Source organism: Streptomyces sp. B3I8, from assembly GCF_030816915.1.
GTDB lineage: Bacteria > Actinomycetota > Actinomycetes > Streptomycetales > Streptomycetaceae > Streptomyces.
The window spans coordinates 4,189,538-4,204,342 of sequence record NZ_JAUSYN010000002.1 but is presented as its reverse complement, the minus strand read 5'-3'; the positions used below and the strand labels follow the sequence as shown (position 1 = coordinate 4,204,342).

At 73.0% G+C, this 14,805-nt stretch carries 15 protein-coding genes; 7 read left to right on the top strand and 8 right to left on the bottom strand.

Annotated elements, in window-relative coordinates:
- Window positions 1-85: 85 nt before the first annotated feature.
- A complete protein-coding gene (locus QFZ64_RS20915) occupies window positions 86-649 on the top strand; it encodes a hypothetical protein (protein WP_307067939.1) in 564 nt (187 codons plus the stop codon).
- 168 nt (window positions 650-817) lie between these two features.
- Here the strand turns inward: QFZ64_RS20915 and tsaE are convergent, their stop codons facing one another.
- From tsaE to glmS, 6 genes are all read right to left on the bottom strand, one after another.
- Window positions 818-1,366, bottom strand: coding sequence for a tRNA (adenosine(37)-N6)-threonylcarbamoyltransferase complex ATPase subunit type 1 TsaE (tsaE, locus tag QFZ64_RS20910; RefSeq protein WP_307067937.1), 549 nt, complete (start codon window positions 1,364-1,366; stop codon window positions 818-820).
- Window positions 1,326-2,606, bottom strand: a complete 1,281-nt coding sequence (locus QFZ64_RS20905; protein ID WP_307067936.1) for an alpha/beta fold hydrolase — start codon at window positions 2,604-2,606, stop codon at window positions 1,326-1,328. Before QFZ64_RS20905 ends, tsaE begins: the two co-directional genes overlap by 41 nt.
- Before the next feature lie 159 nt (window positions 2,607-2,765).
- Window positions 2,766-3,929: an alanine racemase gene (gene alr, locus QFZ64_RS20900; RefSeq protein WP_307067934.1), complete on the bottom strand. Its 1,164-nt coding sequence runs from the start codon at window positions 3,927-3,929 to the stop codon at window positions 2,766-2,768.
- Between the two features lie 192 nt (window positions 3,930-4,121).
- Window positions 4,122-5,570, bottom strand: a complete 1,449-nt coding sequence (locus tag QFZ64_RS20895; protein WP_307067932.1) for an NAD(P)H-hydrate dehydratase — start codon at window positions 5,568-5,570, stop codon at window positions 4,122-4,124.
- A 55-nt stretch (window positions 5,571-5,625) separates the two neighbouring features.
- Window positions 5,626-5,997 (bottom strand): holo-ACP synthase, encoded by a 372-nt coding sequence (locus QFZ64_RS20890; RefSeq protein WP_307067931.1) that lies wholly within the window; start codon window positions 5,995-5,997, stop codon window positions 5,626-5,628.
- A gap of 182 nt (window positions 5,998-6,179) precedes the next feature.
- Window positions 6,180-8,027 (bottom strand): glutamine--fructose-6-phosphate transaminase (isomerizing), encoded by a 1,848-nt coding sequence (gene glmS / locus QFZ64_RS20885; protein ID WP_307067929.1) that lies wholly within the window; start codon window positions 8,025-8,027, stop codon window positions 6,180-6,182.
- 246 nt (window positions 8,028-8,273) lie between these two features.
- On the opposite strand from glmS, the gene QFZ64_RS20880 reads away from it, so the two are divergent.
- The 6 genes from QFZ64_RS20880 (at window position 8,274) to QFZ64_RS20855 (ending at window position 11,918) form a co-directional block, all read left to right on the top strand.
- On the top strand, window positions 8,274-8,501 hold the full coding sequence (locus QFZ64_RS20880; RefSeq protein WP_307067927.1) for a hypothetical protein: 228 nt from the start codon (window positions 8,274-8,276) through the stop codon (window positions 8,499-8,501).
- Window positions 8,502-8,568: 67 nt separating this feature from the next.
- Entirely contained in the window at window positions 8,569-9,537 is a 969-nt protein-coding gene (gene coaA, locus QFZ64_RS20875; protein WP_307071789.1) for a type I pantothenate kinase, read from the top strand.
- 116 nt (window positions 9,538-9,653) lie between these two features.
- Window positions 9,654-10,103, top strand: coding sequence for a hypothetical protein (locus tag QFZ64_RS20870; protein WP_307067925.1), 450 nt, complete (start codon window positions 9,654-9,656; stop codon window positions 10,101-10,103).
- 300 nt (window positions 10,104-10,403) lie between these two features.
- Window positions 10,404-10,673 (top strand): hypothetical protein, encoded by a 270-nt coding sequence (locus QFZ64_RS20865; RefSeq protein WP_307067924.1) that lies wholly within the window; start codon window positions 10,404-10,406, stop codon window positions 10,671-10,673.
- Between the two features lie 505 nt (window positions 10,674-11,178).
- A complete protein-coding gene (locus QFZ64_RS20860) occupies window positions 11,179-11,448 on the top strand; it encodes a hypothetical protein (protein ID WP_307067922.1) in 270 nt (89 codons plus the stop codon).
- A gap of 158 nt (window positions 11,449-11,606) precedes the next feature.
- A complete protein-coding gene (locus tag QFZ64_RS20855) occupies window positions 11,607-11,918 on the top strand; it encodes a hypothetical protein (protein WP_307067920.1) in 312 nt (103 codons plus the stop codon).
- A 130-nt stretch (window positions 11,919-12,048) separates the two neighbouring features.
- On the opposite strand, the gene QFZ64_RS20850 is transcribed toward QFZ64_RS20855, so the two are convergent.
- Window positions 12,049-13,047, bottom strand: a complete 999-nt coding sequence (locus QFZ64_RS20850) for an alpha/beta fold hydrolase (protein WP_307067918.1) — start codon at window positions 13,045-13,047, stop codon at window positions 12,049-12,051.
- A 240-nt stretch (window positions 13,048-13,287) separates the two neighbouring features.
- Window positions 13,288-14,646, bottom strand: coding sequence for a phosphoglucosamine mutase (gene glmM, locus QFZ64_RS20845; protein WP_307067916.1), 1,359 nt, complete (start codon window positions 14,644-14,646; stop codon window positions 13,288-13,290).
- Between the last annotated feature and the right edge of the window lie 159 nt (window positions 14,647-14,805).

The window sequence follows — 14,805 nt, the reverse complement described above, 5'->3', positions numbered from 1 at the left end:
GGCGCACGGCTGCTGCTACCGTCACAGCGAGCAGGTACGACCGGGGAAAGTCGTACCAGTCGTACTTCCGGAGAGGTGGGCACAGGTGGCCAGGAGCAGCTCGGGATTCGTGGCCGGGCTCACCGTGGCGGCCGTCGTCGCGGTCGGATTCCTCGCCTATCAGGCGTCGGCGAACGCGCCGGACACGCTGGGCGAGCCGGGGACGAAGGTGAAGCCGTCGCCGACGGCCGGGGCGCAGAAGTCCCCCGGCGCGAAGAAGAAGCGGACGGCGGCGGTGCCGGAGGGCTCCGGGACGGGCGAGCGGGTCGTGTACTCGCTGGGGAACGACCGGGTGTGGCTGGTCGGCGCGGGCGAGAAGGTGCGGCGGACGTTCGAGGTGATGCCGGGGACGGTGGATCCGGCGCCGGGGAAGTACACGGTGACGTCGCGGACGGCCGCGGTGCCGGGGTCGGACGGCGTGCCGATCGAGCACGTGGTGCTGTTCACGACGGCCGGCGGTGTGCCGGTGGGGTTCAGTGCGGCGGTGGACGGGTCCACGCCGGTGCCGGACGCGGCGAAGAAGCTGGGCGGCATCAGGGAGGCGCGGGCCGACGGCAGCGCCATGTGGGAGTTCGCGGGGGTGGGGCGGCCCGTGGTGGTGGTGCGGTAGCCGTGCCGCGGTGGGTGGTGGGGGGCGCCGGGGTTCGCCCGGGGTGGTTTTCTCGCCCCCGCCGCCCTTGCTCTTCCCGTCCTCAAGGGGCTCCGCCCCTTTGACCCCGGTACGGGGCTTCGCCCCGTTTCCGCACGCTTTCCCCGCGCCCCTTGAGCCCCGCGCCCCTCAGAGGTTCGCCAGCGGTCCGAGGTCCGCCTCGGCCCACCGCTCACCCAAGCCCGCGACCGACACCCGCCGTACCTCGTCGACCGTGTTCCCGACCGCCCGGTGGATGGTCACGTGCAGTCGCTCGTCCGTGAGTTCCTCGACCTTGCCCTCGCCCCACTCGACGACCACCACCGACTCCGGTAGCGAAACGTCCAGGTCGAGGTCCTCCATCTCGTCCAGGCCGCCCCCCAGCCGGTAGGCGTCGACGTGGACCAGCGGCGGCCCGGCCACCAGCGAGGGGTGGACGCGCGCGATGACGAACGTCGGCGAGGTGACCGCCCCGCGCACCCCGAGTCCCTCGCCCAGCCCCCGGGTCAGCGTGGTCTTTCCGGCCCCCAGTTCGCCGCTGAGCATGACGAGGTCACCGGCGCGCACCAGTTTCGCGAGCCGGCGGCCGAGTTCCCGCATCTGTTCGGGGGAGGTGACGGTGAGCTCCGCGGTGACGCCGGCGGAGTCCGGCGTGGGCTCACCCGCGTGGTGCGCTGGTGCTGGTGCTGGTGCTTCCATAAGGCCCCACGGTAGCTCCTGCCGGGACGGCCCCCGCGCGCACGAGGAGGTCGGCGAGACGGTCGGTGACGAGCTCCGGATGCTCCAGCATGACCAGGTGTCCGGCGTCCGGTACGAGCACCAGTTCGGCGTCGGGGAGCAGCCGGGCGATGGCCTCGCTGTGCTCGCTCGGCGTGACCAGGTCGTCGACGCCGGCCAGTACGAGCACCGGCATGTCCGTGAGGTGCGCGAGCGCCTCGGTCTTGTCGTGCTCGGTGAACGCGGGGTAGAACTCGGCGACGACGTCGATCGGCGTGTTCTCGATCATGCGTTCGGCGAAGCGGGCGACCGAGGGATCGATGTCCCGGGTGGCGAACGAGTACCGCTTGATGATCCCGGCGAAGAGGTCGGCCGTCGCCCGCCGCCCGCGTTCGACCAGTTCGGCGCGTTGTCCCAGCGCCTTCAGCACCCCGGGGAGTATCCGCCGCACCGCGTTGACGCCTGCGACCGGCAGCCCGAAGTTGACCTCGCCGAGCCGCCCGGACGACGTGCCGACCAGCGCGACCCCGGCGACCCGCTCCCGGAACAGCTCCGGGTACTGCTCGGCCAACGCCATCACGGTCATGCCGCCCATGGAGTGCCCGACGAGCACCAGCGGACCCTCGGGCGCCGCCGCGTCGATCACCGCCTTCAGGTCCCGGCCGAGCTGCTCGATGGTGAGCGGCACCCGTCCGTCGCGCTGGCCGACCCCGCGTCCGGAGCGGCCGTGGCTGCGCTGGTCCCAGTGGACGGTGCGGACGACGCCGCGCAGCGCGGCCCGCTGGAAGTGCCAGGAGTCCTGGTTGAGGCAGTAGCCGTGGCTGAAGACGACGGTGACCGGGGCGGGCGTACGGCGCCCGAACAGCCGTCGGCGGCGCGGGGCCGGGACGCTCTGCGGTGCCGGCTCGTCCACCTCGTAGTACAGCTCGGTGCCGTCGTCGGCGTGCGCCGTGCCGGGGGCGCCGCGCAGGGTGCCGTACGGGCCGGTGGAGTCGAGGGCGAGGCGGGCCTTGCGGCGCATGCCGCGGCCGACGGTGAGCCGCTCGACGGCGACACCGGCGGCGGCGCCCGCGGCGATCACGCCGACCGCCGCACCGGCGAGACCGGCCATGCGCCAGCTGCCGGTGCCTGTCCCGGTGGCGGTGGCGGTGCCGACGGCGGCGGCGACCCCGGTGGCCGCCTCCGCCGCGGCCGCCACGGCGTCCGCGCTGCTCTCGCTCACGTCCCGTTCCTCCTCGTCCGGGGCCGTCCGTCACCCCACGCACGGCCCCGCGTACGGCCCCGGCCCCGCGCACGATCCCACGTGTGACGCCATGTGTGGCCCCCTGCGTGACGCCGCGCGCGGCCCCGCTCGTCGCCTCGTTCGTTCACCCGGTCGGAGTCACGCTTCCCGTTCGGCATTCACATTCACATGGACGCGGGGCACGCGGGTTCCGATCCGGGTCACGATTTCGTACGCGATGGTCCCGGCCGCCTGCGCCCAGTCCTCGGCGGTGGGCTCGCCCCGGTCGCCCGGTCCGAACAGCACCGCCTCGGCGCCGACCGGGGGTTCGTCGCCGTCGAGGTCCACCACGAACTGGTCCATGGCCACGCGTCCGGCGACCGTGCGCCACTTGCCGCCGACGAGGACAGGACCCGTCCCGGAGGCGTGGCGCGGGATCCCGTCCGCGTAGCCGACGGGGACCAGGCCGAGGGTGGTGGCGCCCGGGGTGACGTAGTGGTGGCCGTAGCTGACACCGTGGCCGTCGGGGACGTGCTTGACCAGGGCGAGGGAGGCGGACAGCGTCATCACCGGGCGCAGCCCGAAGTCGGCGGGGGCGCCCAGCTCGGGGCTGGGCGAGATGCCGTACATCGCGATGCCGGTGCGGACCAGGTCGAAGTGGCTGTCGGGGAGGGTCAGCGCGGCCGGCGAGTTGGCGATGTGCCGCACCTCGGGACGTACGCCGCGGTCCTCGGCGTACGCGACCATCTCACGGAAACGGGCGAGCTGGGGGGCGAGGGAGGGGTGACCCGGCTCGTCGGCGCACGCCAGGTGCGACCACAGTCCGGTGATCCGGACCAGGCCGGCCGCCTCCGCGCGCAGCGCCTCGTCGATCAGTTCCGGCCAGTCGGCGGGCGCGCAGCCGTTGCGGCCGAGGCCGGTGTCGGCCTTGAGCTGGACGCGGGCGGGGGCGCCGGCGGCGCGGGCGGCGGCGGCGGCCTCGCGCAGGGCCCACAGGGCGCTGACGCCCAGGTCGAGATCGGCGTCGACGGCTTCCCGCCAGGGTCCCCCAGGGGTCCACAGCCAGCACATGATGCGGCCCGGAATGCCCGCGGCGCGCAGGGCGAGCGCCTCCTCGGGGGTGGCGGTGCCGAGCCAGCGGGCGCCGGCGGCGAGGGCGGCGCGGGCGCAGGGGAGGGCGCCGTGGCCGTAGGCGTCGGCCTTCACGACCGCCATCAGCTGGGTGCCGGGGGTGCGGGTCCGCAGGGCGCGGATGTTGGCGCGGAACGCCGCGAGGTCGATCTCCGCGCGGGCCCGGAGGGGGGCGGCTTCACTGGTCATCATCGTGGGGTCAGTGTCTCAAAGGGGGTGGGTGGGGGGATTCCGGCGGGGCGGGGGGCTGGTGGGGTGGGGCCTTCTCGCGCGGTTCCCCGCGCCCCGTTCGGGGCGCGGCCCCGCCCCGAACGGGGCGCAGCCGTGGCACCCCGGCGGCGCCGGGTCGCGAAGCCGCCGTGACGGTGCCCGCGGCGGTGCGGTTCATTCCCGTACCGAGCGCCACGCGCGGGGGATCGCCCCGGCCACGTCGTGGGCGCCGACCGGGGCGCCCTCCGCGGCCAGCCGCCCGGCGAGGCCGTGGAGGTACGCGGCAGCGCTGCCGGCGTCCCGCGCGGACAGGCCCGCCGCCAGCAGGCTGCCCGCGAGGCCGGACAGGACGTCGCCGCTGCCCGCCGTGGCGAGCCACGGCGTCCCCGTCGCGTTGACCCGCACCGGCAGCACGCCCCCCTCCCCCGGATCTCCCGCGACCAGCGTCGTCGACCCCTTGAGCAGCACCGTCGCCCCGTACCGCGCCGCCAGTTCGCGCACCGCCGTCAGCCGGGCGCCCTCGACCTCCTCGCGGGAGACACCCAGCAGGGCGGCGGCCTCGCCGGCGTGCGGGGTCAGCAGGGTCGGCGCGGTGCGGGCGCGGACCGCGTCCCGGTCGGCCAGCCGCAGCCCGTCCGCGTCGAGCAGCACGGGCACGTCCGCCGCCAGGACCTCCGCCACCGGCCCCGCGTCGTCCCCCGCGCCGGGTCCGACGACCCACGCCTGCACGCGCCCCGCCTTCGTCGGGCCCCGGTCGGAGACGAGCGTCTCCGGGAACCGGGCGACGACCGCGTCCCCGGCCGCCCCCACGTACCGCACCGCCCCCGCCCCGCCGCGCAGTGCCCCGGCCACCGCCAGCACGGCCGCCCCGGGGTAGCGCGCGGACCCGGCGGCGATGCCGACGACCCCCCGCCGGTACTTGTCGCTCTCGGCCTCCGGCGCCGGCAGCAGCTCCGCCACGTCCGCGTGCTGGAGCGCCTCCAGCTCGGGCACGTCCGGCAGTTCCGGGCCGAGCCCGATGTCGACGAGGCGCACGGAACCGGCGTACTCCCGCGCGGGGTCGATCAGCAGCGCCGGTTTGTGCGTGCCGAAGGTGACCGTGAGGTCGGCGCGGACCGCCGGTCCCCGCACTTCGCCGGTGTCGGCCTCGACGCCGCTCGGCAGGTCGACGGCGACCACGGGCGCGTCCCCCTCCGCCACGATCCGCGCCGGCCGGGCCGCCTCCGGCCGCAGGCCGCCCCGGCCTCCGATCCCGACGATGCCGTCGACGACGAGATCGGCCCGGCGCAGCGGCGGCTCGGCGCCGTCCGGGCCCGTCGTCGTGCCGCCGGCCCGGCGCAGGGCCGCGAGGCCGCCCGGGTGGGTGCGGTCCGGGGCGAGCAGGACGGCGGTGACCCCGGCGCCCCTGGCGGCGAGCCGGGCACCGGCGTACAGGGCGTCGCCGCCGTTGTCGCCGCTGCCGACGAGGAGGACGACGCGGGCGCCGTACACCTTGCCGAGGAGTCGCGCGCAGGCGGCGGCCAGTCCGGCGGCGGCGCGCTGCATGAGGGTTCCGTCGGGAAGCCGCTCCATGAGCGCACGCTCGGCGCTCCTGACCGTTTCGACGCTGTACGCGGTACGCATGTGACCGAGTCTGCCCCGTATCGGCCCGCCGTACGTCACCGCCGTACGGCGACCCTCATCCCTCGGCGATCACGACCGCCGAGGCGATGCCGGCGTCGTGGCTCAGCGAGACGTGCCACCGCCGCACGCCGAGTTCCGCGGCCCGGGCCGCGACCGAGCCCTTCACCCGCAGCCGGGGGCGGCCGGTGTCCTCGACGAACACCTCGGCGTCCGTCCACAGCAGCCCGGCGGGGGCACCGAGCGCCTTGGCGAGGGCCTCCTTCGCGGCGAACCGGGCGGCCAGCGAGGCGGGGCCGCGGCGCTCACCGCCGGGCAGCAGCAGTTCGTCCTCCACGAAGAGCCGCCGCAGCAGGCCCGGCGTGCGCTCCACCGACGCCGCGAACCGCTCGATCTCGGCGACGTCGATCCCGACCCCGATGATTGCCATGCCGGAACCATAGGCCGCGCCGCGCGCCTTGGGGCACGCCCCTTCAGAAGCGCGGGGAACCGCGCGGCGCACCCCCACCCGCCCGCGCCCGAGAACGCACCCCGGGGTCCAGGGGGCGGAGCCCTTTGAAGGAGGGGAAGGGCAGCGGCGACGGGGGCGAGGGAAAACCCACCGGAAGCCGCCTACTCCACCGTCACCGACTTCGCCAGATTCCGCGGCTGGTCCACCTCGTTGCCGCGCGCGGTCGCCAACTCGCAGGCGAACACCTGCAACGGCACCGTCGCCACCAGCGGCTGCAACAGCGTCGGCGTCACCGGCACGCGGATCAGGTGGTCGGCGTACGGCACGACCGCCTCGTCGCCCTCCTCCGCGATCACGATCGTGCGTGCCCCCCGCGCCCGGATCTCCTGGATGTTCGACACGATCTTCTCGTGGAGGACGGACCGCCCGCGCGGCGACGGCACGACCACCACCACCGGCAGGTCCTCCTCGATCAGCGCGATCGGCCCGTGCTTCAGCTCGCCCGCCGCGAACCCCTCGGCGTGCATGTACGCGAGCTCCTTGAGCTTCAGCGCGCCCTCCAGCGCCACCGGATACCCCACGTGCCGCCCCAGGAACAGCACCGTGTCCTTGCCGGCGAGGGAACGTGCGAGCGCCCGTACCGGCTCCATGGTCTCCAGCACCCGGTCGACCGCCGCCGAGATCCCGGACAGGTCGCGGATGACGGCCCGGATCTCGTCACCCCACTTGGTGCCCCGCACCTGCCCCAGGTACAGCGCCACCAGGTAGCAGGCGACGAGCTGGGTGAGGAACGCCTTCGTCGAGGCGACCGCGACCTCGGGGCCGGCGTGCGTGTACAGCACGGCGTCGGACTCGCGCGGGATCGTCGAGCCGTTGGTGTTGCAGATGGCCAGCACCCGGGAGCCCTGCTCACGGGCGTGGCGCAGCGCCATCAGCGTGTCCATGGTCTCGCCGGACTGCGAGATCGCGATGACCAGCGACTGCCCGCCGAGGATCGGGTCCCGGTAGCGGAACTCGCTGGCCAGCTCGACCTCGCAGGGCAGCCGGGTCCAGTGCTCGATGGCGTACTTGGCGATCATCCCGGCGTGGAAGGCCGTCCCGCACGCCACGATCACGACCTTGTCGATCTCGCGCAGCTCGGAGTCGTCGATGCGCACCTCGTCCAGGGTCAGCGACCCGCCGGCGTCGATCCGGCCGAGCAGGGTGTCGGCGACCGCCTTCGGCTGCTCGGCGATCTCCTTGAGCATGAAGTAGTCGTAGCCGCCCTTCTCCGCCGCCGAGGCGTCCCAGTCGACGTGGTAGGCGCGTACGTCGGCGGGGCCGCCGTCGAAGCCGGTGACCGTCACTCCGTCCCGGCGCAGCTCGACGACCTGGTCCTGGCCCAGTTCGACGGCGGACCGGGTGTGCGCGATGAACGCGGCGACGTCCGAGGCGAGGAACGCCTCGCCCTCGCCGACGCCCACGACGAGCGGGGAGTTGCGGCGGGCGCCCACGACCACGTCCGGCTGGTCGGCGTGCGTGGCGACCAGCGTGAACGCGCCCTCCAGCCGTCGGCACACCAGCCGCATCGCCTCGGCGAGGTCGGCGCAGGAGGAGAACTCCTCGGCGAGCAGGTGGGCGACGACCTCGGTGTCCGTCTCGGAGGACAGCTCGTGCCCGCGCTCCTCCAGTTCGGCGCGCAGGGCGGCGAAGTTCTCGATGATGCCGTTGTGCACGACGGCGACCCGGCCGGCGTTGTCCAGATGCGGATGCGCGTTGACGTCGGTGGGGCCGCCGTGGGTGGCCCAGCGGGTGTGCCCGATACCGGTGGTGCCGGTCGGCAGCGGGCGGTCCTGGAGTTCCTTCTCCAGGTTGATCAGCTTCCCGGCCTTCTTCGCCGCGGCCAGACCGCCGTCGGCGAGGACGGCGACACCGGCGGAGTCGTACCCCCGGTACTCCAGCCGCTTGAGACCGGCCACGACCACATCGAGCGCCGACTGCGCCCCCACGTATCCCACGATTCCGCACATGCAGGGCAGCCTATGCGGCGAAGGGGCACCTGATCTCGTCGATCTTGCCCGAATTCGGAAACGAAACGGCCCGGAAGGGACGTTCGCGCGAGCCCCGGCTGCCTGCACGGCGGAAGACTCCAGGATGCTTCACACGATCCCCGGATCCGTGTTCCTCCTGTGTGCGCGGCATGGACCGCTTCGGGGCAGAAGGGATACAGTCGCCCATTCGGGAGTCCGCCGCCTCCCGAAGGACGGGGGACGGCCGTGCGTCTTCGACTTCACCGGTTCGCGCGCCGGCGACCGGCGCATGCCTCGGATCTCGCCGGCCGGGTCTGCAGCGAGCTGGCGGACGACCTCCCCGACGAGGACGTCGGGGAGGACCTCGACGACTGCCTCGCGATGTACCGGCTCGGCAGCAAGCCGCGCTGCGAGGAGGTGGAGTACCTGGGCATGGTCCAGGACGCCATCGATCGCTTGGCCGAGGGCGAGTGACGCATCCCACCCGGGCCTTCCGTACGTCTTCCCGTAACAATGGACCGTGATCTCTCCGGTCTCCCCGATGCCCCGGAGCGCCCACCGGTCCAGGCCGGAGGCGACTCCCTACGTCGACCTCACCCGCGCGGAGTGGAGCGCGCTGCGCGACAAGACGCCGCTGCCGCTCACCGCCGACGAGGTCGAGAAGCTGCGCGGCCTCGGCGACGTCATCGACCTCGACGAGGTGCGGGACATCTATCTCCCGCTGTCCCGGCTGCTCAACCTCTACGTCGGCGCCACCGACACGCTGCGCGGCGCGCTCAACACCTTCCTCGGCGAGCAGGGTTCCCAGTCCGGCACCCCGTTCGTCATAGGCGTCGCCGGCTCCGTCGCGGTCGGCAAGTCGACCGTCGCCCGGCTGCTGCGCGCGCTGCTCTCCCGCTGGCCCGAGCACCCGCGGGTCGAACTGGTCACCACCGATGGATTTCTGCTGCCGATGCGGGAGCTGAAGAAACGCGGCCTGGTCTCCCGCAAGGGCTTTCCCGAGTCCTACGACCGCCGCGCGCTCACCCGCTTCGTCGCCGACATCAAGGCCGGCAAGGAAGAGGTCACCGCGCCCGTCTACTCGCATCTCTTCTACGACATCGTGCCCGACCGGACGCTCACCGTCCGCCGCCCCGACATCCTGATCGTCGAGGGACTGAACGTCCTGCAGCCCGCCCTGCCCGGCAAGGACGGCCGCACCCGGGTCGGCCTCGCCGACTACTTCGACTTCAGCGTGTACGTCGATGCCCGCACCGAGGACATCGAGGGCTGGTACCTGAACCGCTTCCGCAAGCTGCGCGAGACCGCGTTCCAGAACCCCTCCTCGTACTTCCGCAAGTACACCCAGGTGTCCGAGGAGGAAGCACTCGACTACGCGCGCACGACCTGGCGGACCATCAACCGGCCCAACCTGCTGGAGAACGTGGCCCCGACCCGTGGTCGCGCGACCCTCGTCGTCCGCAAGGACGCGGATCACAAGGTGCAGCGACTGATCCTGCGCAAACTCTGACCTCGGCCAATACACCCGAATGGCCCTGCCCTCCGCTCGTGACCACCACGGCGCGCGTTCGTTTAAGCACTACGAGTAATCACCCCGTGCACGCGAGCGAAGGGCCCCACATCCCCATGCACAAGCTTCAGCAGATCGCCGTCGTCACGGCCGCCGCGGTCGGCAGCCTGGTCACCCTCGGCGCCGGCGTCAGCGCCGCCGACACCCCCGCCCCGGGTGCTCCGATGGCCGCCCAGCCGCAGATGGCCGCGCAGCCGCAGGCGCCCGCTCCGCAGCAGTACGGCCCGAGCCAAATGGTGGCCCAGCCGCAGCCGGCCCCGCAGATGGCCGCCCCGGCCCCGCAGGCCGCGCCGCAGCCGGCTCCGCAGATGGTCGCGCCGCAGGCGGCCCCGCAGGCCGCGCCCCGCAGCGCGCCCGAGGAGCAGAACAACGTCTACCGCCCGTACCAGGAGTGCAGCCCGCAGACGGTGATCGAGGCCAACATTCCGATCGCCCTGCTCGCCGCCGCCGACACCAAGGGCGACACCTGCTACCAGATCAATACCGCCTTCAACGAGAGCAAGTAGGAGCGCGCGACGCCGGACTCGCTCCCCCCTCGGGCTCTTCGGAAGTCGACCTTCCGGAGAGCCCGCCCTTTTCGCCGACCAGTCGATCGAGTGGTTCGCAGCCGGCCGACGACCACCTCCACGAGCCCGCCCCTGCGCCACGGAGGGCCCCGACGGCCCTCTCGCGCTTCAGCCGGATGGCCCTGCGCCCAGCGCGCCTCGCGCGACATCGATTACCCTCCGCTAACATCAGTCACTGTGAGCAGTCGGTCGATGACTGTCCGCTCACAGGCCTTTCCCCAAACTCACATCGGAGAGACAATGCGCAAGATCCAGAAGGTGGCCATCGTGGCCGCCATGCTGAGCAGCGTCGGCTTCATCGGCGCTGGCACCGCGTCCGCCAACGACGGCCCGGACATCGGCGTCTCGCAGGCCAACCAGTGCCGCTCGCACGACCTCAACATCGACATCCTGGGCGAGGTCGGCGTCCTGAACGGCCTGGCGGGCAACCTCCTGGGCGGCGAGGGCAACCCGGGTGCGCAGTCCACCCAGCAGGGTTCGAGCGTGAGCTGCGCCAACAGCGCCTTCTGAGCGCCGGCGGTTCGGTAGAACACTGAGAACGGGCCCGGGTGCCGATGCCACGAGCATCGCGTCCGGGCCCGTTCGCGTGCCCGCCACACCGTGCCGCACACAGGCGCCGCCCCGGCCCCCGGCGCCGGCCCCAGGGACACTCCGGCCGCCGCCCCGGGGGCACTCCGGGGCCACCTCGGCCACCGCCCCGGAGTCGCTTCGACCGCCACCCCCGGGGACACCCCGAGGTCACTTCGGTCGCCACCCCAGGGGCGCCCCGCCACCACTCCGGCACAGGACGTCCGAACGGGTTGTCCACAGCGGAGCCGTCCGGGCACCGTGAGCCCATGAACCCCGCCCCACAAGGGACTTCGGCCCGCTTCGACGATTGCGCCGGATGGGCTCCCCCACACCGCGCGCCTCATGCGACGGTGGTCGATCTCCGCTAACCTCCGTAACTGTGAGCAGTCAGACAGTCACCGACTGCGACACAAGTGAGTCCACACAAACCAAAACGGAGAGATAAATGCGCAAGATCCACAAGGCGGCTGTCGTCGTCGCCATGCTCAGCAGCGTCGGCTTCATGGGTGCGGGCACCGCTTCCGCCCACGAGGGCCCGGACGTCGACGTCACGCAGGCCAACGCCTGCCGCTCGCACGACCTGAACGTCGACGTCCTCGGCGAGGTCGGCCTGCTCAACGGCGTGCTGGGCAACGCCCTGGGCGGCGAGGGCAACCCCGGCGCTCAGGCCACCCACCAGGGCTCCTCCGTGAGCTGCTCCAACGACGCCTTCTGAACGTCGGCAGTCCCGCAGTAACCCCCTGAGGACGGGCTCCGGTATCCGCGCCACACGGCCGGCGCCGGGGCCCGTTCCTCGTCCCCCCTCCCCCGGCCTGGACGCACGACCGTTCACGGCGGACGCGTCCGGGCATCAATCATGAAGGACCGCACCACATGACCAGTCGCAACAAGATCGCAGTCGTCTCGTGGGTCGTCGGCGGCATCGCCATGACCTGTGCCGGCGTCGCCCACGCGCAGGCGTCCGCGGGTGAGTGCACGAGCGACGCCCGGGGCAACGTCACCTGCGTGAACAAGGGCGAGAATTCCTACACCAGCGAGGACGGCACCGTCCACGTCCATCAGGCGTGGAACTGCGCGACGGTCTCGAAGAACCGCCTGGAGCAGCCCCAGACGGGCGTGGGTCTGCAGGGGACGCAGTCCACGGAGGTCGGCAACTCGGTGAAGTGCTCCAACAGCGCTCCCTAGGGTCGCCTGTCGGGCGTCGCGGGCGTCGCGTACGCCTCGCGTCCGCCGGAAGCCGACAGCGGATGGCCGGACCCGGGTTCACCCGGATCCGGCCATCCGCCTTCCGGCGCCCCGCGCGGGCGCCGCGGTCTCACACCGGTACCGACGCCTCCGCGTCCGGCGCCCGCACGTCGCGCCGCCCCGCCCCGGTGCCCAGTTGCTCCAGCTCGTTGCAGTACGCGAGGCCGGTCAGCGGCTGCCCGGTGCAGAAGCGGGCGATCAGCTCGGAGAACTCCGCCATCCGTTCCACCGGGACCAGATGGTCGGCCTCCTTGAGGGTCGTGAACGTCGACGCGGGCAGCAGGGCGGCCACCTCGCGGCCCATGGCCGGGGTGCACAGCGTGTCGTACTCGCCGGTGAAGACCAGCGACGGCACGGTGGGCAGCGGCTCGTCCCGGTACCAGTCGTGGCTCAGCAACCGGTCGTTGTGCTCCACGGACATCCGCAGTTCCTCCGGCGACTGCCGCATGAACTGCGCGTAGAGCAAGCGGGAGACGATCTCGTGCTTGCGGACAGGCCCGAAGCCGGGCGGGGACATGAACCGCCGGACCAACTCGGTGGCGATCTCCGCGTGCGCGCCGCGCTCGAGCATCCGGGTCCAGCGCGGTACGGCTTCGGCGTAGTCGTCGGGGATCGCCTTGGTCATTCCCACCAGGCCGAGGGCGACCAGGTGTTCGGGGTAGTGCTGGGCGAAGCGCAGGGCGATGGCCCCGCCGAAGCAGACGCCGAGGAGGTTGACCTCCGGCATGGCCAGCTCCGTCAGCAGGTGGCGGACGTTCGCCGCAAGGAAGTCCAGGCCGTGACGTGCGGGCAGGAAGTCGGCCGTCCCGTAGCCCGGCAGGTCCACCGTGACCATCGTGAACAGAGGGGCGAGCCACTTCTCGTGCCGCACCCACGCGTAGCGGTTCTGCGAGGATCCCCCCAGCACCAGCAAAGGCGCCGTTAGGGACCGGTCCTGCCGGACGACACGGCACCGGTACCGGTAGCCCTCGAACACCAGCTCGCGCTCCTCCACCCGGACCGGTGCCGGCGGCATTCGGCCGGATCCCGAAGCGGGCGTGTCCTGGGCGACGTTGACGTCAGAGCGCATGTTGACCCCTGAGGGAAGGGACGATACCGGATTGTCCACGATCCCCCATTGGTCCACGATCACCCCTGATCGCCCGATGATGGGCGTGTCGGCGAGATGCTCGCCGAACTCCCCTTGCGCGCACCGGGCGACGGACGGACCCGCGCGATCACCGCCGCGAACACCTGCCGACGACCGCCGGGTTGACACGACGGCCGGACCCGGCGCCGTGCACCGGATCCGGCCGCGGGGCCGAACCGCCTATCCGAGCGCGGACTTCACGACATCGGCCAACCGCCCGGCGACCGACCGCGCCTGGTCGATGTCGGCGGCCTCGACCATGACCCGTACCAGCGGCTCGGTGCCCGAGGGGCGCAGCAGTACCCGTCCGGTCGAGCCGAGTTCGCGCTCCGCGTCGGTGACGGCGGCCGTCAGCTCGGCGGACGTCCTCACCCGGGTCCGGTCCACGTCGGGAACGTTGATCAGCACCTGCGGCAGCCGCTCCATGACGGAGGCGAGGTCCTTGAGCGTACGGCCGGTCCCGGCGACCCGGGCGGCGAGCAGCAGCCCGGTCAGCGTGCCGTCGCCGGTCGTCGCGTGGTCGAGGACGATGACGTGGCCGGACTGCTCGCCGCCCAGCGCGTAGTCCTTGTCCTTCATCTCCTCCAGCACGTACCGGTCGCCGACCCCGGTCTGCACGAGCGTGAGCCCCTCGCGCTCCATGGCCAGCTTGAAGCCGAGGTTGGACATGACGGTGGCGACGACCGTGTCCCCGCGCAGCGTGCCCTGCTCGCGCATGGCGAGCGCCAGCACGGCGAGGATCTGGTCGCCGTCGACCTCGTTGCCCTCGTGGTCCACGGCCAGGCAGCGGTCGGCGTCGCCGTCGTGCGCGATGCCGAGGTGGGCGCCGTGCTCGACGACGGCGGCGCGGAGCTTGTCCAGGTGGGTCGAGCCGCAGCCGTCGTTGATGTTGAGGCCGTCGGGCTCGGCGCCGATGGTGACGACGGTGGCCCCGGCCCGCGTGAACGCCTCCGGGGAGACGCGGGAGGCGGCGCCGTGGGCCTCGTCGAGGACGACGGTCAGCCCGTCGAGGCGGTTGGGGAGGACGGCGGTGAGGTGACCGACGTAACGGTCGAAGCCCTCGTCGTAGTCGGTGACCCGGCCGACGCCCGCGCCGGTGGGCCGCTGCCAGGGGGCGCCGGTGCGGTGCTCGGCGTAGACGGACTCGATGCGGTCCTCCAGCTCGTCGGCGAGCTTGTGGCCGCCGCGGGCGAAGAACTTGATGCCGTTGTCGGGCATGGCGTTGTGGCTGGCGGAGAGCATCACGCCGAGGTCGGCGCCGAGCGCGCCGGTGAGGTACGCCACGGCCGGCGTCGGCAGCACCCCCACGCGCAGGACGTCCACGCCCGCGCTGGCCAGGCCCGCGACGACGGCGGCCTCCAGGAACTCCCCCGACGCGCGCGGATCGCGCCCGACGACCGCCTTCGGCCGGTGGCCCTCGAACGTGCCCACCTCGGCCAGTACGTGTGCCGCCGCGACGGAGAGGCCGAGCGCGAGCTCCGCCGTCAGGTCCGCGTTGGCGACACCGCGCACGCCGTCCGTGCCGAAGAGTCGTCCCACAGTGGTGCCTCCGAATGTGCTCAGAAAATGCGGCTCGTGCGGGTGTGATCGATGTGACGCCGGGCACGGCCAGGGGCCCGCACAGCCCCCGGACATTCCTCGGAACACCTCGGGCGTTCCCCGGACATCACGTCCGACCACCGGGCCCGCCCTCAGGTT

What these genes read in the sequence shown, in the direction of transcription:
- QFZ64_RS20870 (WP_307067925.1), top strand. Translation starts at nt 9,654, where the DNA reads ATGCACAAGCTTCAGCAGATCGCCGTCGTCACGGCCGCCGCGGTCGGC.
- QFZ64_RS20895 (WP_307067932.1), bottom strand. Translation starts at nt 5,570, where the DNA reads ATGCGTACCGCGTACAGCGTCGAAACGGTCAGGAGCGCCGAGCGTGCG.
- QFZ64_RS20865 (WP_307067924.1), top strand. Translation starts at nt 10,404, where the DNA reads ATGCGCAAGATCCAGAAGGTGGCCATCGTGGCCGCCATGCTGAGCAGC.
- QFZ64_RS20850 (WP_307067918.1), bottom strand. Translation starts at nt 13,047, where the DNA reads ATGCGCTCTGACGTCAACGTCGCCCAGGACACGCCCGCTTCGGGATCC.
- coaA (WP_307071789.1), top strand. Translation starts at nt 8,569, where the DNA reads ATGCCCCGGAGCGCCCACCGGTCCAGGCCGGAGGCGACTCCCTACGTC.
- QFZ64_RS20890 (WP_307067931.1), bottom strand. Translation starts at nt 5,997, where the DNA reads ATGGCAATCATCGGGGTCGGGATCGACGTCGCCGAGATCGAGCGGTTC.
- alr (WP_307067934.1), bottom strand. Translation starts at nt 3,929, where the DNA reads ATGATGACCAGTGAAGCCGCCCCCCTCCGGGCCCGCGCGGAGATCGAC.
- QFZ64_RS20860 (WP_307067922.1), top strand. Translation starts at nt 11,179, where the DNA reads ATGCGCAAGATCCACAAGGCGGCTGTCGTCGTCGCCATGCTCAGCAGC.
- QFZ64_RS20855 (WP_307067920.1), top strand. Translation starts at nt 11,607, where the DNA reads ATGACCAGTCGCAACAAGATCGCAGTCGTCTCGTGGGTCGTCGGCGGC.
- tsaE (WP_307067937.1), bottom strand. Translation starts at nt 1,366, where the DNA reads ATGGAAGCACCAGCACCAGCACCAGCGCACCACGCGGGTGAGCCCACG.
- glmS (WP_307067929.1), bottom strand. Translation starts at nt 8,027, where the DNA reads ATGTGCGGAATCGTGGGATACGTGGGGGCGCAGTCGGCGCTCGATGTG.